The organism is Arthrobacter flavus (assembly GCF_039526005.1).
Lineage (GTDB): Bacteria > Actinomycetota > Actinomycetes > Actinomycetales > Micrococcaceae > Arthrobacter_D > Arthrobacter_D flavus.
This window is the reverse complement of sequence record NZ_BAAAIJ010000007.1, coordinates 169,830-195,707: the sequence shown is the minus strand read 5'-3', so window position 1 is coordinate 195,707 and position 25,878 is coordinate 169,830. Positions and strand designations below refer to the sequence as shown.

Sequence of the window (25,878 nt, the reverse complement as noted above, 5' to 3'; positions counted from 1 at the left end):
GAGCCAGGGTCTGCGATCCTGAGCTAGGGTTCCTCGGTCGCTTCCGTAGGCGTCGGGGTAGGAGTGGGGTCCGGGTCGGCCGAAGAGTCATCCTCGGGTTCCGGCGCAACGGCCACGGTGATGACTATTTGCGTGCCCGGCGCGACCACCGAGCCGGGCTCTGCACTCTGATCGGTGACAATGTCGGGGTCCACGACGGCGTTTTCTACCTCCTCTATGCGGTAGGTCAAACCCCTCGCCGGGTCCTCCAATTGCGCTATCGCCTCGTCTGTCGTCAATTCGATCAAGCGCGGCACTTCGACCAATCCGGTAGACAACACGAGGTCGATCTCTGATCCAATCGGGACCGACTCTCCCGCCCCGGGAGTGGTGGAGACCACGCGGTCAGCCGGAACCGTTGCGCTGTTTTCCTGGGTTACCGTGCCGCCGCTGAGACCGGCCGAAGACAGGGCATCCCTAGCCGATGACTCGGTCATGCCAAGGATGTCCTGGGGAATGATCGCCTCGGAAGGGCCCTCGGAAATAGTGACATTGATTGTTGAACCGGGTTCGACCTCTTCCCCTGCGCCCGGGTCAGAATCGATCACCAACCCGGGTTCGACGGAGTCACTGTAATCTTCGTCAAACTGAGGGCGCAGGTCGGCAGCGAAGATGGCATTGGCTGCCTCATCCTGAGTCATCCCTTCGACGGTTGGGACCGCCTGCAGGAGGGGGCCCTCAGGTTCGGAGTTCAGCAAGTTCAGCAGCACAAACGTTCCACCAGCAAGAACAAGGGCCACGATGATGAAAAATGTTGTGGTCCACGCGCGCCGGGCAGCACGACGGCGGTCGTCGGCATCGCCGTCGGCGTTAAACGTCCGAGATATCGACAGTGGAGGCTGGTCTTCTGTGACCGGACCCGAGCTCATTGACCCGCCAGCCAGCACCTTCGCCATGGCTCGGGTCTGCGGGCCCTCGGTCTCGGTGGCCGAGTTTGCAGCGGCGGGTAGGGTCGAGAGCGCCTCGGTGGCGTGCTCCTGTGGCCGGGAAGGAGGAACTACACCTTTGCGGGCCTGCTGCAATGCGTCGCGGAAGGCTACAGCGTCCTGGTAACGGTCCTGACGGTCTTTTTCGAGGGCCCGGTGTAAGACCGCATCGAGAGCCGGTGAGACCTCGGGGTTGAACTGGCTAGCCGGTTTGGGAATTTCCCTCACGTGTTGGTAGGCGACGGAAACCGGGCTGTCGCCGATGAAGGGCGGACGGGCGGTGAACAGTTCGTACATCAGGCAACCGGCCGAGTACAGGTCACTGCGAGCATCAACGGTCTCGCCCCTGGCCTGCTCGGGTGAGAGGTACTGGGCGGTGCCAATGACGGCCTGGGTTTGGGTCATGGTGGCTGCGGAATCTGCGATGGCCCGGGCGATGCCGAAGTCCATCACCTTGACGTTGCCCTCCGGTGTGATCATCACGTTCGCGGGTTTGATATCGCGATGCACAATACCCGCCTTGTGGCTGTATTCCAGTGCCGACAGCACGCCCACCATATGTTCGGCTGATTGATCGAGGGTCAGCTCCCCGGCTCGAATGAGATCGCGAAGCGTCCTCCCCGCAACGTACTCCATCACAATGAACGGGACCTTCACGTCGTCCACTGAACGGCCGGCAATTTCTTCTTCGCCGGTGTCATAGACGGACACGATAGTGGGGTGGTTCAACGCGGCGACGGCCTGCGCCTCCCGGCGAAAACGGGACTGGAACAGCGGGTCCCGGGCAAGATCCCGACGCAGCAGTTTGATGGCCACGGACCGGCCCAGCCGGATGTCACGACCGAGGTGCACATCGGCCATTCCTCCACGGCCAATGAGCTCACCTACTTCGTAACGCCCGTTCAGGACCCTGTCAGTGGTCACTTGTTCGCCTTCCGCCTGCATCTGAGTAGTGAAGGAAGCGCGTTAGGGCGCTTCGGTGGTGGGTGGGGGGCTGGTGGTTTCTTCGGGTGCTGGGGTGGTCTGCGGGGGGCCGGAGGACACCACGTAGCTGACGGTGCTGCCGGGTTCAACCTCCGAACCTTCGCTTGGGTCCACACTCAGTACGGTTCCGGCAGGTTCCTCGGATTCTTCTGGTCCAGCGTTGGCTGGCTGCAGGCCTGCATTGATCAGTGCTTGCTGGACTTCTTGCTCCGTGGAGCCCACCAGTCCTGACGGCACCTCAACTGGCGCAGGGCCGGAGGAGGAGGTGACCGTCACAGCTGCGCCACGTGCAAGGGTTCCCACCGGGCTGACGCTCAGGACAAGGCCTTCTGCTATGTCGGATTCTTCCTGCTCGGTGGAGACCGAAAGGCCGAGGGCGCCGAGCTCGGCAACCACCTCATCGACCGGACGGCCTTCGAACTGAGCGGCACTGATGACGATTTCAGGTTCTTCTGTCTCAGCAGGTTCGGTAGTGGGAGTTGCTGAGGGCGTTTCCGATTCCGTCTCCGACGGCGTCGGGCTAGCCGAGGTTGTCGTCGTGGCCGGAGGGGTGCTGGGGTCGTCATCTGCCCCGGTCAGAACGGGCCAGAGGAAAAACAACCCGACGCCAAGTCCAACCAATAGAAGTAGGAGTATCGACGGAATGAGCCACGGGCTCCTGCCGCGGGATTCCGGCGCCGGCTCGCCCCGGTCAATCTCCTCTTCGTGCCATTCGCGGGACGCCGCTACTTCGTCATTCCCCGCAGCGGCGCCGACCGTCGGCATCGACGAGGTCGACGACGGCACTACCGTCGTGGCCGAGGTTTCCGGAGCTGGGACTGGCGCGGTGATCGGACCCGTGCTGTTGCCGAACAGGAGCATGCCTGGGACGGCGGCCTGAGCGGCGCGGATGTCATTTCTACGAATGGCGGCTACCGCCTGTGCCAGCAACTCGGCGTCGGCGGGGCGATCGGCCGGGTCCTTGGCGAGCATCGAGGCAATGAGCGCGCGGACCGGGGTAGGGATGGTCTCTGGGAGTGGCGGTGGGGCATCATTGACCTGGGCCAGGGCAATAGCGATCTGGGATTCCCCGGAGAACGGACGCCGGCCAGCGAGTAGCTCGTAACCGATCACGCCCAGGGCATAGATATCGCTTGAGCCGGTGGCGGCCTGCCCCGTGGCCTGTTCAGGGGCAAGGTACTGGGCGGTGCCCATGACTTGTCCGGTGGCGGTCAGTGGAACCTGATCAGCGAGACGGGCGATACCGAAGTCGGTGATCTTGACCCGACCGTCGGGGAGGATCAGCAGGTTGCCTGGCTTGACGTCGCGGTGAACCAAACCCTGGCGGTGTGCCACCGACAGAGCTGTGGCCGTCTGGCCCACAATGGACAGCGCCCGGTCTGGTGAGAGGATCTGTTCGCGTTCGATGATGGTGGACAGCGGCTGACCGGGAACCAACTCCATGACCAGGTAGGCCGAGCCGCCTTCCTCGCCATAGTCGAAGACGTTGGCAATGCCATCATGATTGAGGAGCGCAGTGTGTCGTGCCTCGGCGCGGAAACGGTCGAGGAAATTCGGGTCCCCCGTGTATTCCTCTTTGAGGATTTTGATGGCAACTTCCCGGCCCAGGACCTGGTCCATTGCCTTCCAGACCTCGCCCATCCCGCCAATGGCAATCCGGTCGGTGAGTTTAAACCGTCCGCCTAAGGTGATACCTGATGTAGGTCTCACTTATTCAACACCGCCTCTATCAATTGCCTAGCGCTTGGACTTGTTAGTTGTGCACCCGTCGTCAGGTCGACGTTCTGCATCACGATCGATACCACCACCTGCGGGTCATCCGCTGGCGCGAAACCGGTGAACCAGGCGTTGTCTCCCTGCCCGGAAACCTCAGCCGTGCCGGTCTTGCCTGCTACTTCCACCCCGGGAATAGCCGCTGCCCGCGCCGAGCCGTTGTTGACCACATTCACCATCCAGTCGGTGAGCTGGTTCGCGGAGTCAGCGCTCATTGATTCCTTCAGTACTTCGGGTTCGGATGCGCTGATACGCTCAAGATCGGGGGCACGAAGCGCCTTCACCAGGTTGGGCTTCATGAGGACTCCGTCATTGGCAATAGCAGCGTTTACCATGGCCATTTGCAGCGGAGTTACCCGAACATCGAACTGGCCGATGGCTGACTGGGCGAGTGCTGGCTGGCTCAGGTCTTCGGGGAACTGGCTTGCAGCGACCTCAACCGGGACGAAGAATTTCTCCCCGAAGCCGAAGTCCTGTGCCTGCTCGAGGACTGTTTCTTCGCCCAGCTCCCACGCAATCTGTGCGAATGGCGTATTGCAGGATTGTTCCAGCGCAAATTCCAGGTCAGCAGTTGCCCGGGCAGCGCAGTTACCGTTGACGAAGTTGGGAAGGCCGGCGTCCGTGCCGGGAAGGTCGAGGACCGCCGGATTGGGAATTTCGGAATCCTCGTCAAAGTCGCCCGACTCAAGTGCGGCAGCTGCGACCACAAGCTTGAAGACTGAACCAGGCGCCACCAGCGATTGCGTGGCCGGATTGAAGTACGGCGACAGTCCGGGAACAGACGACAGTTCCTCGAGGTTTTCCATCACGACGCCCGTGTCATGACCTGCAAGCAGGTTCGGGTCGTAGGACGGCTTGGAGACCATGGCAAGGATGTTTCCGGTGCCGGGTTCCATGACAACGATCGACCCTTGCTGACCGTCGGGAATTAAGTCCCAGGCGAGCTGCTGGATCTCTGGATCGATGGTCAACTCGACCGACGCGCCCTGAACCTGTGCGCCGGAAAACAACTGCACGATGCGGTCATAGAACAGGTCGTCACTTGCGCCGGAAAGCTCGTCGGCCATGACGCTTTCCAACTGGGTGGCACCGTTGGCCAGAGAGTAAAACCCGGTCAGGTGCGCGTAAAGGCTCGGTTCGTTGTAGACCCGCTGATAGTTGAACTCGTCATCGGAGGGTACCGACTCCGCTATTGCCCGCCCATCCACAAGGATGGATCCGCGATTCTTACCAAAATCCTGGAGGAGCGACCGGTTGTTCCAGTCGTTGTCCGCCAGGGCATCGGCCTCGAAGAACTGGACGAACGTCAGAGCCCCCAGAACCAAGGTGAACATCGCAAGGGCCACCATCCACGAGCTTCGTATTGCCTGATTCACGCGCTGACCCCTTTCGATCCGCTAGTCAGATTCCCGGTGCGAAAGTCCTGTCGGTCAGGGAAAGAATCCTTCATCGGCCCTGTGACAGCTGGGCGGCGGGCGGACTCAGAAATGAGCAGGAGGATTGCGACGATGATCCAGTTTGCAAGCAGCGAGGACCCGCCTGCCGACATGAATGGTGTGGTCAGACCGGTGAGTGGGATGAGGCGTGTGACTCCACCCATGACAACGAAGCACTGAAGAGCGATCGTGAAGGACAAGCCGCAGGCCAGGAGTTTGCCGAATCCGTCCCTGGTACCCAGAGCCGTGCGCATGCCACGGGACACCAGTAGGACGAAGAGCATGATGATGCCGAACAGGCCGATGAGCCCGAGCTCCTCGCCAAGGGCGGCGATGATCATGTCGCTATTGGCATAGATCACCAGATCAGGACGCCCCTCACCGAGACCTGTCCCAAAGAGTCCACCGTTGGCCAGCCCGAAGAGACCCTGGACCACTTGGAAACTACTCCCCGCCTGGCGGTTGAACACCTCCGGATCAAACGCGTTGATCCAGCTATCAATGCGCAGCGAGACGTGGCTGAACAACTGGATTGCAGCGAACCCGCCGGCTGCGATCATCAGCAGTCCGATCAGGACCCAGCTGATTCGGCTGGTGGCAACGTAGATCATCACCATGAACAGTCCGAAGAACAGGACGGAGGAGCCCAGATCACGCTGGAAGATCAAGACCCCGATGCTGACCAGCCAGGCCACCACCATGGGGGCGAGGTCCTTGAAGCGGGGAAGCTGCAGCGGACCCACTTTTTTTCCTGCCAGAAGAATTAGGTCGCGGTTGGTGGAAAGATAGCCAGCGAAGAAGATGGCAAGCGTGATCTTGGCAATCTCTCCGGGCTGAAAGGTTCCAAACCCAACGTTGATCCAGATCCGCGCACCGTTGATTTCCAGGCCGAGCGGTGAGAGGGGGAGCAGGAGAAGTACCGCACTCGCGATCAATGAAATGTAGGTGAACCGCCGAAGCATCCGGTGGTCTTTGAACACCAACAGGACCGCAATGGATGCCGCCATGGCAACTGACGTCCACAGGAACTGGCTTTCAGCGACAGTGGTGTCATTGGCTAGGTCAATCCGGTAAATCATGGCCAGGCCGATGCCGTTCAGAGCAATCACGATCGGAAGTATTACCGGATCCGCATATTTAGCCCTGAAGCGCAGAACGATGTGAAAGGCCAGGGCCAGCGCCGCGAGGATGCCGCTCTGAGTCCAGAAGGCGGAATCAAGGGGATTCTCTTTGTCGAGGCCGACGATCAGGTTGGCGCTGATTGCCACTCCTAGCGCTATCACCAGGAGCAGCGCTTCAACGTTGCGGCGTGATTTTGAAACGGTAAGGACGTCGCTCATGATGACTCGTCTCGGCAGCCCTGGGCCTCACCGGGGGCGGCTTGTGGGCTGCTCCGGGGACTGGGGGTGCTGGTTGGTTCTACTGAGGGGCCGGCGGAACCCGACGGTGATGCGGACGGCGACGGGCTCTCATCCCCGGGTGGGCAGGCGACGGCTCGCAGGTCACCGCGCAAATCCTCGACAATACGCTGGGCATGTTCAAGATCGGTGGCAGGCAGCGAGCTTTCTACCCGGGTGCGCTGGTACTCGGGAAGGTTGGATACCGGAATATCAGTGGTTTGATCGAGGTGACTCAGTCTCAGTGGTCCGATTGTCTGTGATACACCGTTGAAGATTGCCACGTTGTCCTCGTACTCGGCGACGTAGTAGCGAGTCTGGGTCCAGGCATACCCGAACCACAGCACCGCGACGAGAATAAGTGCCATCAGCCCGAGAAATGCGGGGATCAGCCAGCGTTTCCGGCCCTTGGCGGGTTCCTCCGCGTCGTTGTCGTTGTCGAACAGTTCGGCATCAAGTGCGGCCTTATGGGTAAGCATCATCGCGGCACGGCGTTCGGTAGTCCGCTGCGTGACGATGGGGATTTGACCGGTTTCGGTTGCCAGCGCCGCAGAACCGACCAGCCTGTGCGGCCGGGACGAAAGGTCCTGTCGGATCACGTCGGCGCGGATGGCGCTCCCCGGCAGTTGATCGTCTGCTGGCTTGGCGTCATCTTTTTCGCCGGCCGCCTCTTTGGCAGGCGGCAGGGTTGTCAGGGCGGCCGTCCGTAGGTCTTCGGCTGTTGCCGCGGCTATTTCCACGACAGCGATGGTGACGTTGTCAGGGGACCCGCCGGCCAGTGTCAGGTCGACGAGGGTGTCGACGGTGGCTTGGAGGTCTGGTGTTTCACGCAGGATGCGCTCGATAAGCTCATCACTGAGGACGGCGTTCAGCCCATCGGAGCATAGGAGCCAGCGTTCTCCGGCGTCGACTTCGAAAGAATCGAGATCGAGTTCAGGGCTGGCGTCGACGTCGCCGAGAACCCGCATCAGCACGTTCTTGTGCGGGTGGACATCGGCTTCTTCTGGCTTCAACCGGCCTTCATCAATGAGGCGTTGCACGAACGTGTGATCGATGCTGATCTGCTCAAAGACATCATCTTTGAGCCGGTAGGCCCGGGAATCGCCGATGTGCGCGAATTCGAGTCGATTCCCATTCAATAGGAGGGCAGTAACGGTGGTGCCCATCCCCGCCAGCTGTGGGTTGGCGTTCACCAGTTCGGACAGTAGCGTGTTGGCGGTCTGAATTTCGTCGGCCAGCTGGTTCGCGGCATCACCGTCGTCGTAATCTTTCCGGTCCAGGTGAACCAGATCCAGCACTGTTGACGCGGAGGCAACATTTCCACCCGCGTGGCCGCCCATACCGTCGGCGACAACGGCCAGATAGCGACCTACGTAGGCAGAATCATCATTCTTGACGCGGACCATCCCTACGTCTGAACGTGCCGCGAAGCGCATGATGTAGGCCAACGCTATGACCTCAATTCGATGACCGTCTTACCGATCCGGACGGGAACACCCAGATCAACCGGCAACGCACGGGTCAGCTGGCTGCCTGCGAGGAACGTGCCGTTCGTAGACCCGAGGTCCTCAATGAACCAGCGGCTGCCCTGGGGAAAGAGACGCGCGTGTCGACCAGAGGCGTAGTCGTCCTCAAGCACGAGGGTTGCTTCCTGGGCTCGGCCCAGCAGGATTGGGCTGGATGCGAGATCCAGTGTGGCGCCTTTCAGAGGCCCTTCGGTGACCACGAGGGTTCGCGCGGTGACACGCGCTGGTGTCTCATCGACGAGTTCGGGGTGCTTCCGTGCTTGACGGGCAGATGGCGTCCCCAGCCGGTTTTTGCTGCCGACTACCAGGTCTCGGCGCAGAGCGCTCACCACACTAATCACCAGGATCCAGATCAGGATCAGGAAACCGTACCGCAGCACGGTGAGAGTCAGTTCGCTCAGGTCACTCATTCCTAGCGGCCGCCGTTCGGTAGCGAGATCAGCCGAAAGGTCATGCGGGTGCGACCCATGGTGATGATCGATCCGTCAGTGAGGTCGATTTGGCCCTGGACGCGTTGACCGTTCACATAACTGCCATTCGTGGATCCCAGGTCCACTGCCTGGGTGGTGCCACCCTGTGTGCGTATTTCGAGGTGTTTTCGTGACACTCCGGTGTCATCGACGAGGATGTCAGCCTCGGACGAGCGACCGAGAATGATGGATCCTGCGTTGAGTGAATAGCGCTGCCCGTCGAGGTCCAGCACAGGTTGCACCCGGGTTGGTTGGCGGGTGGGTGCGTTGGGGGTAGTGGACCTTTTGGGACCAGCTTGTTTTTCAGTGGAGGAATCAATCTCGAAGACCCCAGCCTTGAGGTCTTCATCCCTGGTGAATGAGACCTTGACGGGACCTCGAAGTGAGTAGCCCTGGCTATTGACGTGTTTGATCACCACGTCGCATAGCTCTTCGGCGAGCGTCGATCCCCATTCCTGGGCCAGGACAAAGTCTGAGTCTGACAGCCTCGCTGTGAAGACATTCGGGGCTAGAGTCCTGCCCTCGGCGAGGGTGATGGACTTGTTGTCCAACTCGCGACGCAGGGCGCTAGCAATTTCAACGGGCTGTACCTGGGACCGTGATCCGGTAGAGAAGGCGCCGCGGACGATCTTTTCCAACCCGCGTTCCACGTTGTCCAAAATACCCACTTGTTGCCTCCTCACCCTGCGATTGAATAGTTTGCCGGTACAGCGATCCACGGCCTTCATCGAGCGCGAAGGCATGGTCAACGTACGACACGATGAGTTCGATACTACTGGGGACCTCTCTAAAAGGCCTTAACCACCTGCCCGGATAGACCACTAAGTGATAACGATTCCTCGGACCGTAGCGGAGTGCTTGTCTGACATACCCCTTCTGGCCAGTGGGATACGGCAGCGCGTTTAGGTGATTTCAGTGATGCTCCGTTATGCTTATTTCTGCTGTTCTCGAAGGTCTTCGACCGTTGTGTTGAAATGTTTTGGAGTGGTTGCGCGCGAGTGGCGGAACGGCAGACGCGCTGGCTTCAGGTGCCAGTATCCGAAAGGGTGTGGGGGTTCAAATCCCCCCTCGCGCACGGCTCAGACCCCCGGTTACCCGGGGGTCTTTTTCGTTAACAAGAGGTTGTGGACGTAGCTCCCAGGTCATTGGGACCGGTAGCTACTGGAAGTCTCGCGATTTTGTGGTCGCCTTCATGGTCAGCACCTCAAACTTGTCAGCCACAATATTGACGATTCCTTCCGCGGAGCGCTCCAGCATGCCGCGGACCAGTACACCACTTGCTTCCCGGGCAATGCGCCGGTATCGCTGCCACACCCCCACAGAGCAGATGACGTTGACCAGCCCCGTTTCATCTTCCAGATTCATGAAGGTGATTCCGCTTGCCGTGGCGGGTCGCTGCCGGTGAGTAACCACACCACCAACCTCGACCCGGCGTCCTGGTTCAGCCTGCAGCAGGTCAGCGGCGGTCAAAACACCACGTTTGATCAGAGTTGCTCTGATGTGACGAACCGGGTGATCGTCGGGGGTGATGCCAGTGGACCAGAGATCAGAGGCGACCCGGTCTGCCGCAGTGAGGTCGGAGAATAGCGGCGGTTGGATGTAGATAGTGGTGCCTTTTAGTTGACCCGCTCGCTCAGTGGATGCCGGTCCGGCATTCCAAAGAGCTTCCCGCTCGGTTAGTCCCATTGATTCGAAGGCTCCAGCAGCTGCCAGTGATTCAAGTTGGCTGGCGTTGAGTTCAGTGCGCCGCACCAGATCCGCCATATCCGCATAGACGCCATTGGCGATGCGTTCGGAAACAATTTGTTCTGCAACACGTGTCCCAATGGATTGGACGCTGTCCAGGCCCAGTCGGACTGCGAAGTGGGCATCCCTTCGGTGGACTGTCGAATCAAAGGGGGTGGACCTGTCAAAAGGACCTACGGGGGGTTGATTCTGCTGGCAGCAGGAATCCAAGCCTGTAGCTTGGCCGGTGGAAGTGCTCGCAGGTCCAGCGAGGGGCTCAAGATCTGCGTGAATTCCTGAAAGCAGCAGGTCCGGCCGGTGCACCGTCACTCCGTGACGGCGGGCATCGGCAACAAGGGTCTGCGGTGAGTAGAAGCCCATAGGTTGGGCTCTTAGCAGTGATGCGAGGAATGCCCCTGGATAGTGAAGTCTCAACCAAGCACTGACGTAGACCAGCAAGGCGAAGCTGATGGAGTGGCTTTCAGCAAAACCGAAATTGGCGAAAGCCTGGATCTTGAGGTAAATCGAGTCCGCCGTTTCTCCGGTGATGCCGTTTGATGCCATCCCCGCGTACAGCTTGTCCCGCAACGTATCTATGCGTTCAAGACCTCGTTTGGACCCCATCGCCCGGCGCAATTGGTCCGCGTCTGCTCCGGAACAATTACCCACCACCATTGCCATCTGCATGAGCTGTTCCTGAAAAAGAGGTACCCCTAGGGTCCTTTCCAGCACTGGTTCCAGTTTGGGGTGGAGGTAGGTGACCGGTTCTTCCCCCAGTTTGCGTTTAATGAAGGGGTGGACCGCTCCTCCCTGTATGGGGCCTGGCCGGACCAGTGCTACCTCTATCACCAGGTCATAAAATCTTCGGGGTTGCAGGCGTGGGAGCATCCCCATTTGAGCTCGGCTCTCCACCTGAAAAACTCCAATGGAGTCGGCGAAGCAAAGCATGTCGTAGACGCCCTGCTCCTCTTTTGGAATGGTGTGCAGATCCCAGGACTCACCCAAGTGTTTCTTTGCAAGGTCGAAGTTGTATTGGATGGCGGCAAGGATGCCCAGTCCCAACAGGTCGAACTTCACCAATCCCATCCAGGCGCAATCGTCCTTGTCCCACTGCAGGACAGTGCGGTCTTCCATTCGTCCATGTTCAATGGGACAGACTTCGCCCACTGGCCGGTCGGTAAGCACCATTCCCCCGGAATGAATCCCCAGATGGCGAGGAAATTTGAGGACACTTTGGGCAAGGTGAACGACTGCTTCAGGGATGTCATGATCGTCACTGGAGACGAGGCCACCCCAACGTTCAATTTGTTTGGACCAGGCATCCTGCTGTCCCGGGCTGTGGCCGAGGGCTTTGGCCATGTCACGAACAGCAAATTTAGGCCGGTAGGTGATCACATTGGCCACTTGGGCGGCATTGAATCGCCCGTATTTGTTGTACACATACTGGATAACTTCTTCCCGGCGATCGGAATCGAAGTCGACGTCAATGTCCGGTTCCTCGTCCCGCATGCTGGAGAGAAAACGCTCAAACGGCAGGTTGTACATGATCGAATCAACTGCTGTGATTTCCAGCAGATAGCAGACTGCTGAGTTCGCGGCCGAACCGCGACCCTGACAGAGGATGCCCTCGCCCCGCGCAAAGCGAACCAAATCGTGAACAATCAGGAAGTAGCCCGGGAAATTCTTGCCCTCGATAACATCCAGTTCCTTCTCGATCCGCTCCACTACGTCACGCCGGCCCGGATAAAACTTGTCTGCACCTTGCCACACCAGTGTGCGCAAAAAACTCATTTGGGTGTGTCCGTCGGGCAGCGCCAGATTAGGCAACCCCGGTTTGACGCTCCGCAGCCTGAACGCCAGATCGTCGGCGAGGTCAACAGTTTGTTCGATAGCACCGGGATAGGCCGAGAACCTGGCAGCCATTTCAGCTCCACTACGTAGATGAGCTGAACCTGCAGCGGGTAGCCAACCATTCATCTCGTCAAGGCTTCTCCTGGCACGCACCGCAGCCAGAGCGGTAGCTAGCCGATGCTGTTCAGGTGAGGCATAGTGCACGTTGTTGGTGGCAATGATTGGGAGTTTCAACCGTGATGCCACTGACGCCAAGGCATCGTTGATCGAACTATCCAGTGGGTTCCCCTGATCAGAGAGTTCAACGACAACATTGTCCTTGCCAAACAGTTCAACCAACTGCCCGACGGCGTCTCGCGCCCCGTGCTCTCCATCACGCACCAATGCTTGACGGACTGACCCTTTACGGCAGCCGGTGAGAATCAGCCACTTTCCAGACGCCTGTTCGGCCAGCCTCTCGAGGTTGTAGCGGGGTTTGCCTTTCTCGGCTCCTTCAGCCAGTTGCGCTGCAGTGATGGCGCCAGCCAACGTCCGGTATCCCTCGGTTCCGCGGGCCAGGATCAACAGATGGCTACCCTCTGGATCCGGTTCGCCATTTTGTGGTTTGGAAAGGTCCAGAGAGAGTTCAGTGCCATAGACAGTGCTTAGTTGCGGAAACTTTTCGGCAGCTTCAGCTAGGCGCACCACACCGTACAAGCCATCATGATCGGTCAGCGCCAGTCCGTTCAGGCGCAACCGGTTGGCTTCCTCGACCAGTTGTTCCGGGCTGGAGGCACCATCCAGAAAACTGAAGTTCGAGTGGACATGCAGTTCCGCGTAGGGAACCAGAGGACCATCTGAGTCAGGGAGCGTCGCGGGAGGCAAACGGTACGGCTGTCGTTTCGGTGACCATGCGGGACTATCACCACCATCAGCTCCGACAGGTGGCGCGCCGGGCCTGCTTCGATCGGAGAGGGTCCGCTCAAATTCTGACCACGAGATCGGGGGGTTACTCCACCCCACGGGGGCCCCCCGTTTTCCACAAGGTGATGGCTGCCCTAGTCATAGCTGGCTTCTGCCCACCACTGGTGGTCTTCCAGGAGTAGTAGCCAGGCAGCACCCGTCTCATCCACCAGTTGAAAACGGTTCAGAGCCCGCCCTGAGGAGTCCCACCACCGTTCGTTGATGGGCCATGGTCCGGCCCAGTGATGTACCCGGCGCTGCTTGGCGGATGAACCTGGTGGTGTGAAGTGCGCTGGCGCATGAGTGAGCATTCCTCGAGTGTCAACGTCAACGCTGTGACCACTATCGTCGATCACGCGCACTTCACGAGGGGAGTCAAAGACTGTAGCTGGTGCTGGTCCGGGCAACGTGCCGGGCCAGGGCAACTGCCGGGCAGCCCTCACCGCTAGTGGATTGCTGCCTGAAGAATCCCCCCACGGAATGAGCACTCTGCGATCTTTGAGCATCCTGCCACCAGCAATCATCGCTGTCAGTACGGCTCCATGACCCAACATGCCTTGTACGCGAGCCAACCCGTTGTGGACGCCTTCGTCAGGTCCGGTACCCCACAGGCCATCAGCATGGTCGCCTAGATCCTCAACAGTGTCAGGAATGGTTTGCACTCGGGTGATACCTGATTGAAGACCATGCTCAATCAGTCCGCCGCCCTGCAGTTGCCACCTAACCCGATCAACAATGTCATCGGCATCGAACCATCGTGGATGACGCCACAACCGGTCTGAAACTTCACCGGAGTCAGAGTGCAACACCACCCTGACCACTGTGCACACCAGGCCGGAACCACGCAATCGGTCCACGAATCGGTCCGCGGAGGTACGGAAAGCAAACGCCAACTGATCAATTCGTACCAAGGCTGGTTCGAAGTCAACAAGGACGTCCAGCTCCGGTGGTGGCTTACGCACCACCACTGAGCGATGATCAAGTCCGCTGGCCTTCCGATGGGCGATTGCACCTTCAACGCCGAACCGGTTCCTAACGTCCCCTGCAGCAAGCGCTGAAAAGTCACCGAGTGTCTTGATTCCCAATCGCCGCAACAACACTGCAATTTTTGGTTCGGCTAGCACTTCTAGCGGAAAAGAGCTCAAAAACTGGGGTGATTCGCCTGGTGGAACAACCCAGATGGCGTCCTGTTCAGCGCCCTCCAACACCTCAGTGGCACGGGCTGCATGCTCTGCAGCGAACGGTGAATCAGCCACACCGATCCTGGCATTGGTTAGTCCAAGGGTCGAGAGAGTGGAGAGCAGAACCGATGCCGCTGCGGTTTCACCGCCGTAATACCGGCTCGGGCCCTGCGCAGGGATGGCGCATAAACCAGGGCGTAACAGCTGAACTCCGGGCATGATCTTTTCAATTGCTGAAACTACAGGTTCAAAAACCCGTTCATCGAGGGCAGGGTCATATTGCTCAACGATGAGATCAGCACAACGTGCCTGAGCCTCACGGACCCTGAGCCTACGTTTTACACCCTCAGACCTCGCCGCTGGTGAACAGGCATAGACCTCACCTTTATCGACCAGGGCTAGTGATGCATCGAGAGGGAGGTTCAGCTCGCGCAGGGCAGCAGTGATGGGCCAGTCGGGGCACCAGAGCATCATGACCCTGGTGGCACCCTGCCTGAGTGTTTGAGGTGGTGTTTGCAGCTTCATCAAGCGCCAACCACCTGGGGGACGAAGCGCTGATCAATAGTCCTGCTGTCAGCAGTATTGAGTTGAGGCCAGGTGCGTTGCTGAAGTTCAGTGAGTGAAAGTTCAGAGCTCCGTGACCGACCGTTGTTCCCTTTGGCCGTGACTTTCAACCTGCGGGTTTGCAGATGACCTGATCCGGTTCCCAACCCACCCCACTGATTGTCGGAGACACTGAGTACCGCCTCACTCTGTGGCCAGGCCCCGATGGTAATGAGTGCTGCTCCCCGTTGCCTTAACCGTGCCCGCAGCCGAGCAGCATCGGTGCTGGTAATAGTTGCCGGCGCCCTGGTCACAATGATGGACACCACATCCACCATTGCCGCAGTCACAGTAAGCCACTGGCCGTCCAGATGGGGGATAAGGATGAGGCGGTCTAGATCAATGCCCAGATTTGCTGCAGCTTCCACATTGAAATCGGGGATACCTATCACGCTGCACCACGCGCCTGAACCCGAGGGGCCGGCAAGCAATGCCATTGCCAGCGTGGTGGAGTTCTCCACCGAATAGGCCGCTCCCGCCATCAATCCTCCACCGGGAAGGATCCGTCCAAGAGCAGGAATGGTGGGTAAACGCCGTGATCCCAACCGGCTTCCCTGCATCTGATTAATCTTTTCCTGCAACCCAGGCTCGCTGCGCAACTGACCAGCAAGTTCAGGCACCAGCAAGTCCTGATCCAGGGTGGTGCCCGGGGACATCCGGGGGCTTATTGCTAGTGCAGTCACCCCTTAATATTCGAAGATATGTTCGATTAAGTCAATCGGTTGTTTTGGCCCTCTAGCCTCCCGGGAGTGAGGTTTGAAGCTACCCCGGAGTACCCTATCCTCATGTGCGGACGATTTGTGGTGGCGGGATCTGGCCAGGACCTCATAGACCTGTTTGACGTTGATTTCGTGGACAAGGATCTACCTGAGCCTTCCTATAATGTGGCTCCCACTGACACCGTGAGACTTCTCATGGAACGGCTCGACGACACAGGTCAAACGCCCGCTAGACGGCTCACCACAGCACGGTGGGGGCTAGTACCGTCCTGGATGAAAGACCCGAAAAAAGGTCCACCCTTGATCAATGCCCGGGCGGAGACCATTCTGGAGAAACCATCCTTCCGCACCGCTGCCTCCCGGCGCAGGGGCATCGTGATGGCCAACGGGTACTACGAGTGGGAAAAGGGCCCCGAGGGCAAAATTCCCACCTACCTCCACGGTCAAACCAGCGACATGCTTGCTTTCGCCGCCCTCTACGAATACTGGCCGGATCCAACACTGCCCGACGACCATCAGAACAAGTGGCTGCGCAGCTGCACCATTATCACCACGACCGCCAGCGACACCCTCGGTCATATTCATGACCGGACACCACTTATCCTTCCAGCAGACCTCTATTCAGACTGGCTAAACCCAAAAATGACCGGTAGTTCCGACGTGCAGGCGCTGATTGACGCCATTCCAGAACCGAAACTTGTCCCCCGGGTAGTTGGTAACGCCGTTGGATCGGTCCGCAACAATGGGCCCCACCTCATCGAACCAGCTGCCTCTTGAGAGCACCATCCACCAGGGATTTTTCGGTCCTCGTGATCAGCGCCAACCGCGATGAACATCTCGCGAACCTCGTGATTGGGTTGAATCGTTCAACCAGTAGGCCTGCAGAGCTGGTCATTGTGTATATGGGGCAACCCAACCCCGCTCCACTGGACACAGCAATTCCGCTACTCCTTGTTCATCTCCCGGCCTCCGGGTCCGGGACTCTGAACCTGGCGGCCGCACGGAATGCCGCAGCTGCAGCGGCCTCCACTGATACTTTGATTTTTCTGGATGTTGACTGCATACCTGCCACCAGACTCTGTGAAACCTTGATGCGGGACCTTGATAGTTTGGGTGGCCTGGTGATGGCCCAACCTCGCTATCTAAGCGAGGCCGGGTTTCCGATGGACGACGGCGACACTGGATTGATGCGTGCCTCGATCCCGCACCATGCCCGAACCACGTTGGCACCCGCTGATGGCGAGCCCCCCACCGCCACTGAGAAGTATGAACTGTTCTGGTCTCTGGGTTTCGCGGTAGCAGCCGACGATTTTGCACTGATTGGCGGGTTCGATGAATCTTTCACTGGTTACGGCGGAGAAGACACCGACTTTTCCTTCACTGCGCGTGAGAGAGGGGTCATTCTTTCCTTCTCAGCCGCCACCATGTTCCACCAACATCATGGGGTCACCAGCCCACCCTTGCAGCACTTCACTGACATAGTTGCCAACAGCCTGGTGTTTCACCACAAATGGGGACTATGGCCAATGACCGGATGGCTGTCGGCCTTTGCTGCCGCCGGGTACATCGACTGGACTGCCGACGCAGACGGAATCGATGTACTGAAGCACCCCTCTGACGAGGACGTTGCTCTCGCTCGCGTGATCGCTCCCTACTAAACACCATCCGCCCCAGAACCTGGCGTCTCTGTACCAGCCACCTAAGAGCCAGCTGCCGACACCCTCAACACCAGATCCAACAACCCACCCTTGAAACTTTCCTGGCTGACGAATAAGGCCTTCTGCAGGGCGCTCGCATCTGACGCCTCCGCCTGGCGGAGGAGATCTGGCCAGCTGACATCCGACCAGCTCTCAGCCATCGGAATCCCCGCTGTGCTAGCCAACGCCCGGGCAAAGGCGGCCTGTTCCCCGAACGGTCTTTCCTCTGGCACCAGAATGGTGGGGCGACCAGCTGCGGCCGCCGCGGCAACGGCATGGTACCCCGCGGAGGTGATGATGATGTCGGCAGTGGCGAGTTCCTCGGAGGGATCGTTCAGAACGCCCAGCAGGCGAACATTGGGTGGCAGATCAATGTTCCCGGTGCTCAGTCCAGCCACGTTCCATTGCCAGGAGGGGCAGGATCGGGCGGCCTGGGCAAGATCACTGATTTTCACCCCGTTGCCGCCCAGACTGGTCTGCACCGTGATGATCCTGCCACCTGGCTTTGTTGGATCTGTCGCAGCACCTCCGGTAGGTGCAAGCATCCCCAGATGCTGGGTCCGATGCCCAAATGCCTCAAGAAAAGAGGAGTCCTCAAGATGCCGGGGGTAGTAGGCGACCAGCTCCGAAGCTGACGCATAGGCTAGTTTGTGCACTGCATCGGAGCGATCCCCGGGCATGCGCCGGTAGATGACGGGATACCCGCAGAGTCTGGCGAAGATTGCCGCCTCGGCCGAAACATCAATAATGATGACCTGCGGATCAAAGTCTCGCCATGCAGCATGCAGCTCGGCGATGCGGTCCCTGATTGCTGAATTGGTGGGCGTGTAGTGCAGAAATGGCTCTTCGGGCGTCGGGTAAGGCTCGCCGTCGGGCCCGGTATCTATTGTGAGCTGGGCAAATCGGGTCTTCGGAATTGCCCTGAGCCCGGCGGGTTCGGTGGATCCAGTGACCAACAGGTCAACAACCTGCAGGCGCGCTATGTTTAGGGCATGGCGTAGGTGTCCCGAGCCGTGGTGGTGGGTGTAGTAGGCGACGCGGGGGAGAGCTGTCACGGGGACAACTCGAGGGACAACTCGAGGGACAACCCGAGGATCACCACCGGTTTAGGAGGCCAGCATCGCTGAGTCGGTGATCAGGTCCTGATTCACCAGTTCACCGAGGTGCTTTTCGTAGTTGGCAATCATCACGTCAGCTGCAAACCGTGCCGCAGAAGCCCGAACCGCTGTGCTGTCCGCTCTGCGTGCCTGTTCAATGGCCAAGGCAAGGTCTGCTGCAGAGAACCCGTCTGCCACTACTCCGCCGCGCAGGTCAATAATCTCAGCCATCGCACCGCAGGGAAGTGCCGCCACTGGGGTGCCGCACGCCATGGCTTCGACTGTGGTCAGCCCGAACGGTTCCGCCCACAACGGTGAAGCGATAAAGACGTCCCCGGAGCTGAGGAATGACGCTAGCTGGGCATGGTTCAGGTGACCTACGTGCTGAACCGATTCAGATAGTAACGGCGCAATGGTTCGAGTGTAGTAGTCCCGATCACTAATGGGTCCGGCAAAGCGGATCCGCAGTCCGGCGAGGGATGCAGCCTCGATGGCCACGTGCAACCCTTTTTCGGGGGTGATCCTGCCGGCCCAGACTGCCGTGCCGGAGCGTCGGCGGGTCGGTACTCCTGAATGCCATTCTTCGAGCCGGATCCCGTTGTGAACAATGCTGATGTCGGCGAGATGGTTCCGCCACTGCCGTGCATTGGCCGCTGAAACGCTGACAAACCGTTGCCGAGGCGAGGGGCGGTAGCCGGATCCCTCGAAAACGGACGTCACTCTCGGTAGCGGAGGGGTATGGAGAATGGTCAACATGGGGGCGGTGGGCGGATCAGCATGCGGTAGCGGGCTGAGCGAGTTGTTGATGACGACGTCGAAATTACCCTTGTCAATCAGGTTCAGGGTGGTGTTCTGAGCATCATCCAGGTGGCGTGTCTGCGCGTCACGATCTGGACCCTCGGGATGCTTGGCGAAGTGGAACCCGGCGTCGAGTACTGACACAACGGTGCCTGTCGTCTGGCTGCCACCCTTGGCAAAAAGGGTGACCGTGTGTCCTCGTGCCGTGAGTTCTTCAGCCAGCAGCGCGGTGTGCATTTCCAGTCCACCCGGAAATGGGCTGGCAATGGGGTGGTGCAGGTGGGCCATGATGGCAATGTTGAACGGTTGTGCATGCAGCATAAAGGTAAGTATGCTTCATTTCCGTGAAATGTCGACACGGCCGAGCTGTCTACCCTACTGGTCGTCCTTCTCAGCATGCAGGTTCTTGGTGATCAGATCCTGTTTGCGGACTGCCGCATGGGTCGAGCGCTCAGCTACCAACCAGGCAGGGGGCTCCTGGAGCAGCGCGGTGATTTCCGGCGTCGTGAGCGGTTCGGTGACCCCACCACGAGCCAGACCGCCAATGGAGATGCCCAGTTTTTGAGCCACCACTGGGCGGGGGTGAGGTCCGTTACGGCGGAGCTCCGCCAGCCATTCCGGCGGATTCTGCTGGAGTTCGTTGAACTCCGCGCGGGTGACGTCGTTATCCTGAAACTCTTGGGGAGAGGCTGGCAGGTAGATTCCCAGTTTCTTGGCCGCTGTGGCGGGTTTCATGGTCTGGGGGCTTTTTGCGGGGGTCATCCCTTAACCCTAGCTGCCCCCGCCGATCCTCACCCGCGCCCGGTGCGCATTTTTGCAAAGAACCCGGCCAGCTCCGCAGGAGCCGTCAGCGGCAAGACCTGAGCTACATACTGATCCGGGCGAACGACGACGACGGCGCCATCCCGGCTGACGCCCCGCAGGTCGAAGATATCCTCGGCCGGGTTAACGCCAAAGACCTTTTCCAGGTAGTTGAGCTTGAAGGGTCCCACCTGCGGTTTAAACACCTCAGGAACAGCTGTGATATCCAGGTTCTGGTGGTGCTGTTGGTAGATCACCCTGACATCGAACCATGCGTCCTGGTCAGCCCCTACGGGTGTCGCAGCGAGAGGTGACTCTGGTGAATTGGCGAGCCATTCGGCGAAGGTGGCCACCTTCGATGGTGCACCTGGCAGCGGGTCATCAGCGAAAACGTAGATGCGCCAGCGTCCGTCGGCCGTAGCCTGGTGCCCCAGATGAATCAGGTTGGTGTCGCAAACGCGTGCCACGGGCGCAGACTTGAACCGTTTCCCGATGGGGAACCCGGTGGCGAGTTCCTGATGGGTTGTCTGGCCGATGATGAGGGATGGCTGGTACTCGGTCATGAATCCGGCGGGAAACTCCATGGTGCTGGTGTAAAAGTTTTCCAGTTCCGTGGGGTCCTCGAAGTCTTCAGGCTTTTTAGCCATCAACGAAGACCACTCTTTGTCGAAGTCAATCAGGTTTTTGGCTACTACCTGGCGTTCTGCTGAATAGGTGGAGAGCAGGCTCTCAGAACTGCGGCCTTCCAGAACATGTCCGAGTTTCCAGGCAATATTGAATCCGTCCTGCATCGAGACGTTCATTCCCTGGCCCGCCTTGGCGCTGTGGGTATGGCAGGCGTCCCCGGTGATAAAGACCCGAGGGGTTCGGGTGCCGAGTTCCTCCGGGAGGACGTCGTCGAAGCGGTCCGTCAGGCGGTGGCCTACCTCGTAGACGCTATGCCAGGCGACGTTCCGGACGTCGAGGGTGTAGGGGTGGAGGATTGCGTTGGCCTTCTCGATGATTTCATCAATCGTGGTGCTGCGGATTTCACCTTTGGTGTGCGCATCGACGTCGCCGAGATCCACATACATGCGGAAGAGGTGACCACCTTCGCGGGGAATCAGAAGAATGCTCCCACCAGCACCGGACTGGATGGCGCACTTCAACCGAATGTCCGGGAAATCGGTGACGGCAAGAACGTCCATGACTCCCCACGCGTGATTCGCCGCGTCGCCCGCGAGCGTGCAACCGATGGCGCTGCGGACCTTGCTGCGGGCGCCATCGGCACCGATCACGTATTTAGCCCGGACCGACCGCTGCGTTCCTTCGAGTGGGCCAGCGGTATGGGCGAGGGTGACGGCAACGGGGTACTCGCCGTCGTCATCAACATCGAGCCCAATGAAGTCCAGGCCGTAGTCAGGCTTCATCCGGGTAGGGGAGTTGGCCATGAACTCGGCAAAGTAATCGAGGACGCGCGCCTGATTGACAATCAGGTGCGGGAATTCACTGACCCCTGCCGGATCGTCGAGTGGGCGGGCTGTCCGGATAATCCGGGTGGGATCTGCGGGGTCTGGTTTCCAGAAGGCCATTTCCGTGATCCGGTATGCCTCGGCGGTAATACGCTCGGCGAAGCCAAACGCCTGGAACGTCTCAACACTTCGGGCCTGGATGCCGTCTGCCTGACCAATTGCAAGCCGCCCCGGACGGCGCTCCACCATGCGCGTAGTGATCTCCGGGAACTGGGAGAGCTGGGCGGCCGCGAGCATTCCGGCTGGGCCGCTGCCGACAATCAGGACGTCAACATCGTCGGGCAATTCGTCAGGCCGATCAATGCCGACGCCTGAAGCTACCTGGACGCGGGGGTCTCCTGATACGTAGCCGTGATGGTGAAAATGCACGGTCTGCCTCACTCACTTCTTTGTGAAAAGTTCTTTATTTGAACACGTAATCCGATAATCGAATCAATGGTCACACTGTACGTCGGGTATGACCAGCGACACAATGGGTGCCGTGATCGTGAACCCTTGACGTGGCGGCTGTCACAGTGGGTAGTATATCGTATACGATTTCGTACATTAGGAATCGGAGAGAGTATGACGACGACGAGGAGTGCGATATGACGATGGAGTCCACGACCGCGGCCGTGAGTGCCGAACTGCTGGCCCGCACCCGGAAGGTGATCGCGGTTCACCTCAACTACCCCAGCCGTGCCGCGCAGCGAGGACGTATTCCGCTGCAGCCTTCCTACTTTCTTAAACCCTCCTCGTCCCTCTCACTCGGATCTCTTGATGCGCCCGGCGTCGTTGAACGCCCCCTGGGCTGTGAGCTGCTCGGCTACGAGGGCGAAATCGCTCTCATCATCGGCACAGCAGCGCGCCGGGTCAGCCCTGCCCAAGCTTGGGACCACGTCCAATGGGTGACCGCCAGCAACGACCTGGGTGTTTATGACCTCCGCTACGCCGACAAGGGTTCAAACGTTCGCTCCAAAGGTGGCGACGGGTTCACCCCGGTGGGGCCACTGTTGATTCCAGCGAACGACATCGATCCCACCGCACTGCGGGTACGTACCTGGCACAACGATGAACTCGTCCAGGACGACACCACCGAGGAGCTGCTGTTTCCCTTCGGCCAGTTGGTTGCCGATCTGTCACAGCTGATCACCCTGGAGGCAGGGGACATTATTCTGACCGGTACCCCGGCCGGTGCGTCGGTGGCGAATCCGGATGACATGGTCGACATTGAGGTCACCGCTGGTGTCTACAGCAGCGGCCGGCTCAGGACCTGCGTGGTGGAGGGAACGACGCCGTTCGCTGACTTCGGCGCTCAGCCCAAAGCCGATGACACGCAGCGTGAAGAAGCCTATGGGTCACGCGAGGCAGCCGGACTGGAACCAGTTGGCCGGGGGCTGGCACCTGATTTGAAGAAGAAGTTGGAGAGCGTTGCCACCGCAACGCTTTCCTCGCAGCTGCGCAAGCGAGGGTTGAACAATGTGAGCATTGATGGGCTGCAGGCAACCCGCCCTGACCGTCGAGTGGTGGGGCTGGCACGCACTCTCCGGTTTGTCCCCAACCGGGAGGATCTCTTCACCACCCACGGCGGCGGGTTCAACGCCCAGAAGCGCGCCATTGACTCCGTGAACGACGGTGAAATTCTGGTCATGGAGGCGCGGGGTGAGAAGGGCACCGGCACGGTAGGGGACATTCTGGCGATGCGAGCCCAGGTCCGGGGGGCGGCCGCCATCATCACTGATGGCGGCGTTCGCGACTACACGGCTGTTGCTGAACTCGATATGCCGACCTACTTCGCCAACCCCCACCCCGCAGTCCTGGGCCGACGCCACATCCCGTGGGACACCGATATCACCATCGCGTGCGGCGGAGCAACGGTTCAGCCGGGGGACATCATCGTGGCCGACTCGGACGGAATTCTCGTCATCCCACCGGCACTTGCCGAGGAACTCGTCGACGACTGCATCCTGCAAGAGCAGGAAGAGACTTTCATCCTCGAAATGGTCAAGCAGGGAAGCGGCGTGGATGGGCTGTACCCAATGAATGCCGGCTGGAGGGCGAAATACGTGCAGTGGGTCGCCGACGGAGCAGTACGTGGCTGACGCCGTCGTCGCACCGTCACTTGAGACTAAGGGCGAAGCCATGCGAGATGATGTCGAACCGGGCAGTAAGTCCGAGCGGGCTTACGCCTCGATCAAGGCCCGCATCATCGAAGGCTCCTTTTCGCCAGGATACCGGCTGGTGCTGGCGAAGATCGCTGAAGATCTTGGATTCAGCGTGGTCCCGGTCCGGGAGGCAATCAGGCGGTTGGAGGCTGAAGGTTTGGTGACCTTTGAGCGCAACGTTGGAGCCACCGTCTCCGGGATCGACCCCACCGAATACTTGTATACGATGCAGACTCTCAGCATCATCGAGGGGGCCGCGACGGCTCTGTCCGCGCCGCTGATCGATTCCGTGGCGGTAGCCCGGGCACGCGCGGTCAACGCCCAGATGCGAGAGTGTCTTGACCATTTCGACCCAGTCCGTTTCACGGCACTGAATCAGGAATTTCACAGCATTTTGTTTGAGCATTGCCCCAATCCGCACATCCTTGATCTGGTGCACCGAGGCTGGAACCGGCTCGCTGCGCTTCGGTCGTCCACGTTCAGGTTCGTTCCCGGGCGCGCCAAGGAATCTGTCCTGGAGCACGAGGCGCTGCTGAAGCTCATCGAATCAGCGGCCGACGCCGACACCATTGAGCATGCCGCCCGCAGCCACCGCTCCGCAACCCTTGACGCCTACCTTGCGCAGGCCTCCGCCCCCGTTGAATGAGCCCCATCAAGCAGTCAGGAAGAACACTATGACGTCCACCGTCCCTGAAAACACTCACTATGTACCGCAGGCCCTGCCCACCCACATCCAGCACTGCATCAACGGAGAGTTTGTCGATTCCGTCAGTGGGAAGACCTTTGACGTGCAGGATCCTGTGTCCAATACCAACTACGCCACCGCTGCCGCTGGGCAGAAGGAAGATATTGACCTCGCGGTCGCCGCTGCACGGGAGGCCTTCGTCAACGGCCCGTGGCCGCGCATGAAACCACGTGAGCGAGCCAGGGTCCTCAACAGGATTGCCGACGCCGTCGAGGCGCAGGAGTCGCGTCTAGCCGACCTGGAGAGCTTCGACACTGGGTTGCCCATTACCCAGGCGAAGGGGCAAGCCCTGCGGGCAGCCGAGAACTTCCGGTTCTTCGCTGACCTCATCGTGGCCCAGTTCGACGACGCCATGAAGGTTCCAGGTTCCCAGATCAACTACGTGAACCGGAAGCCAATCGGCGTCGCAGGACTGATCACCCCCTGGAACACTCCGTTCATGCTGGAGTCCTGGAAACTCGCACCGGCTCTGGCAACCGGCAACACCGTCGTCCTCAAGCCCGCCGAATTCACGCCGCTCTCCGCCTCCCTGTGGGCCCAGATCTTCAAAGACGCTGGCTTACCCGACGGCGTGTTCAACCTGGTCAACGGCCTCGGCGAGGAAGCGGGTGATGCGCTGGTCAAACACCCTCAGGTCCCTCTGATTTCCTTCACCGGTGAAACGACCACCGGGCAGACCATCTTCCGCAATGCAGCCGAGCACCTCAAGGGTCTGTCCATGGAGCTTGGCGGGAAGTCGCCCTGCGTGGTCTTCGCCGATGCGGACCTTGACGCAGCGATTGATTCGGCGCTGTTCGGTGTTTTCTCGTTGAATGGTGAGCGGTGCACCGCCGGTTCCCGCATTCTGGTGGAAGGAGGCATCTATGACGAGTTCTGCGAAAAGTACGCGGCCCGTGCCAAGTCCATCGTCGTCGGCGATCCGCACGATCCCAAGACCGAGGTTGGCGCGCTGGTCCACCCCGAGCATTTTGAGAAGGTCGCCTCCTATGTGGAGCTGGGGAAGTCAGAGGGTCGGCTGCTGGCTGGCGGGGGCCGGCCGGACCACCTACCCGAGGGCAACTACATCGCGCCGACCGTGTTCGCCGACGTCGCACCTGCTGCACGCATATTCCAGGAGGAGATCTTCGGCCCGGTCGTCACCATCACCCCGTTCGAGGGCGACGACGAAGCGTTGGCTCTCGCCAACAACACCAAATACGGGCTTGCCGCCTACATCTGGACACAGAACCTGACCCGCGCCCACAACTTCTCCCACAACCTGGAAGCTGGCATGGTGTGGCTCAACAGCCACAACGTTCGTGACCTGCGCACCCCATTCGGCGGCGTCAAAGCGTCAGGTCTGGGTCATGAGGGCGGCTACCGGTCAATCGACTTCTACACCGACCAGCAGGCAGTTCACATCAGCCTCGGCGCTGTCCACACCCCGAAGTTCGGCGGCACCCCAGACGCAACCAAGGGCTGACCCCCGTCCCAGGCACCTCCCCCGCGCCATGCTCAAAGAAGAGAGACCATC

General features: G+C 59.9%; 19 protein-coding genes and 1 tRNA gene. 6 read left to right on the top strand and 14 right to left on the bottom strand.

The features are described 5' to 3' along the window. Positions 1–23: 23 nt before the first annotated feature. Genes pknB through ABD059_RS03170 form a run of 7 tightly spaced genes read right to left on the bottom strand, consistent with a single transcriptional unit; the run spans position 24 to position 9,219 of the window. Positions 24–1,889 (bottom strand): Stk1 family PASTA domain-containing Ser/Thr kinase, encoded by a 1,866-nt coding sequence (pknB, locus tag ABD059_RS03200; protein ID WP_343877761.1) that lies wholly within the window; start codon positions 1,887–1,889, stop codon positions 24–26. Positions 1,890–1,931: 42 nt separating this feature from the next. Next, positions 1,932–3,659: a protein kinase domain-containing protein gene (locus ABD059_RS03195; protein ID WP_343877760.1), complete on the bottom strand. Its 1,728-nt coding sequence runs from the start codon at positions 3,657–3,659 to the stop codon at positions 1,932–1,934. Then, positions 3,656–5,098 (bottom strand): peptidoglycan D,D-transpeptidase FtsI family protein, encoded by a 1,443-nt coding sequence (locus ABD059_RS03190; protein WP_343877759.1) that lies wholly within the window; start codon positions 5,096–5,098, stop codon positions 3,656–3,658. Before ABD059_RS03190 ends, ABD059_RS03195 begins: the two co-directional genes overlap by 4 nt. Further along, positions 5,095–6,498: an FtsW/RodA/SpoVE family cell cycle protein gene (locus tag ABD059_RS03185; RefSeq protein ID WP_343877757.1), complete on the bottom strand. Its 1,404-nt coding sequence runs from the start codon at positions 6,496–6,498 to the stop codon at positions 5,095–5,097. The genes ABD059_RS03190 and ABD059_RS03185 overlap by 4 nt, the downstream gene beginning before the upstream one ends. Next, a complete protein-coding gene (locus ABD059_RS03180; RefSeq protein ID WP_343877920.1) occupies positions 6,495–7,961 on the bottom strand; it encodes a PP2C family protein-serine/threonine phosphatase in 1,467 nt (488 codons plus the stop codon). The genes ABD059_RS03185 and ABD059_RS03180 overlap by 4 nt, the downstream gene beginning before the upstream one ends. 44 nt (positions 7,962–8,005) lie before the next feature. Then, on the bottom strand, positions 8,006–8,491 hold the full coding sequence (locus tag ABD059_RS03175) for an FHA domain-containing protein FhaB/FipA (RefSeq protein ID WP_343877755.1): 486 nt from the start codon (positions 8,489–8,491) through the stop codon (positions 8,006–8,008). A gap of 2 nt (positions 8,492–8,493) precedes the next feature. Continuing rightward, positions 8,494–9,219, bottom strand: coding sequence for an FHA domain-containing protein (locus ABD059_RS03170; RefSeq protein WP_343877753.1), 726 nt, complete (start codon positions 9,217–9,219; stop codon positions 8,494–8,496). Between the two features lie 324 nt (positions 9,220–9,543). On the opposite strand from ABD059_RS03170, the gene ABD059_RS03165 reads away from it, so the two are divergent. Then, a tRNA-Leu gene (locus tag ABD059_RS03165) sits at positions 9,544–9,626 on the top strand. Positions 9,627–9,709: 83 nt separating this feature from the next. On the opposite strand, the gene ABD059_RS03160 is transcribed toward ABD059_RS03165, so the two are convergent. Genes ABD059_RS03160 through ABD059_RS03150 form a run of 3 tightly spaced genes read right to left on the bottom strand, consistent with a single transcriptional unit; the run spans position 9,710 to position 15,536 of the window. Further along, positions 9,710–13,129 (bottom strand): error-prone DNA polymerase, encoded by a 3,420-nt coding sequence (locus ABD059_RS03160; protein WP_343877751.1) that lies wholly within the window; start codon positions 13,127–13,129, stop codon positions 9,710–9,712. Between the two features lie 35 nt (positions 13,130–13,164). Beyond that, a complete protein-coding gene (locus ABD059_RS03155) occupies positions 13,165–14,775 on the bottom strand; it encodes a DNA polymerase Y family protein (RefSeq protein ID WP_343877749.1) in 1,611 nt (536 codons plus the stop codon). Next, positions 14,775–15,536, bottom strand: a complete 762-nt coding sequence (locus ABD059_RS03150; RefSeq protein WP_343877747.1) for a hypothetical protein — start codon at positions 15,534–15,536, stop codon at positions 14,775–14,777. Before ABD059_RS03150 ends, ABD059_RS03155 begins: the two co-directional genes overlap by 1 nt. A 102-nt stretch (positions 15,537–15,638) precedes the next feature. Between ABD059_RS03150 and ABD059_RS03145 the strand changes: the two genes are divergently transcribed. Together ABD059_RS03145 and ABD059_RS03140 are read left to right on the top strand one after the other, a co-directional pair. Further along, positions 15,639–16,349, top strand: coding sequence for an SOS response-associated peptidase (locus ABD059_RS03145; RefSeq protein WP_343877745.1), 711 nt, complete (start codon positions 15,639–15,641; stop codon positions 16,347–16,349). Beyond that, complete coding sequence (locus tag ABD059_RS03140) at positions 16,346–17,230, top strand: glycosyltransferase family 2 protein (RefSeq protein WP_343877744.1); 885 nt, start codon at positions 16,346–16,348, stop codon at positions 17,228–17,230. The genes ABD059_RS03145 and ABD059_RS03140 overlap by 4 nt, the downstream gene beginning before the upstream one ends. Positions 17,231–17,271: 41 nt before the next feature. Here the strand turns inward: ABD059_RS03140 and ABD059_RS03135 are convergent, their stop codons facing one another. From ABD059_RS03135 to ABD059_RS03120, 4 genes are read right to left on the bottom strand one after another with little or no spacing between them, the layout of a single operon-like run. Continuing rightward, on the bottom strand, positions 17,272–18,324 hold the full coding sequence (locus tag ABD059_RS03135; RefSeq protein ID WP_343877742.1) for a glycosyltransferase: 1,053 nt from the start codon (positions 18,322–18,324) through the stop codon (positions 17,272–17,274). 51 nt (positions 18,325–18,375) lie between these two features. Then, positions 18,376–19,485 carry a glycosyltransferase gene (locus ABD059_RS03130; protein ID WP_343877740.1) on the bottom strand — a complete coding sequence of 370 codons (1,110 nt, stop codon included), beginning with the start codon at positions 19,483–19,485 and terminating at the stop codon, positions 18,376–18,378. Between the two features lie 54 nt (positions 19,486–19,539). Then, positions 19,540–19,926: a DUF5997 family protein gene (locus ABD059_RS03125; protein ID WP_343877739.1), complete on the bottom strand. Its 387-nt coding sequence runs from the start codon at positions 19,924–19,926 to the stop codon at positions 19,540–19,542. Between the two features lie 29 nt (positions 19,927–19,955). Beyond that, entirely contained in the window at positions 19,956–21,845 is a 1,890-nt protein-coding gene (locus tag ABD059_RS03120) for an FAD-binding monooxygenase (RefSeq protein ID WP_343877737.1), read from the bottom strand. 218 nt (positions 21,846–22,063) lie between these two features. Here ABD059_RS03120 and ABD059_RS03115 point away from each other — a divergent pair, with 218 nt between their 5' ends. From ABD059_RS03115 to hpaE, 3 genes are read left to right on the top strand one after another with little or no spacing between them, the layout of a single operon-like run. After that, on the top strand, positions 22,064–23,557 hold the full coding sequence (locus ABD059_RS03115) for a fumarylacetoacetate hydrolase family protein (RefSeq protein ID WP_343877735.1): 1,494 nt from the start codon (positions 22,064–22,066) through the stop codon (positions 23,555–23,557). A gap of 40 nt (positions 23,558–23,597) precedes the next feature. After that, a complete protein-coding gene (locus tag ABD059_RS03110) occupies positions 23,598–24,266 on the top strand; it encodes a GntR family transcriptional regulator (protein WP_343877919.1) in 669 nt (222 codons plus the stop codon). A gap of 28 nt (positions 24,267–24,294) precedes the next feature. Beyond that, positions 24,295–25,827 (top strand): 5-carboxymethyl-2-hydroxymuconate semialdehyde dehydrogenase, encoded by a 1,533-nt coding sequence (gene hpaE, locus ABD059_RS03105; protein ID WP_343877733.1) that lies wholly within the window; start codon positions 24,295–24,297, stop codon positions 25,825–25,827. Positions 25,828–25,878: the final 51 nt, after the last annotated feature.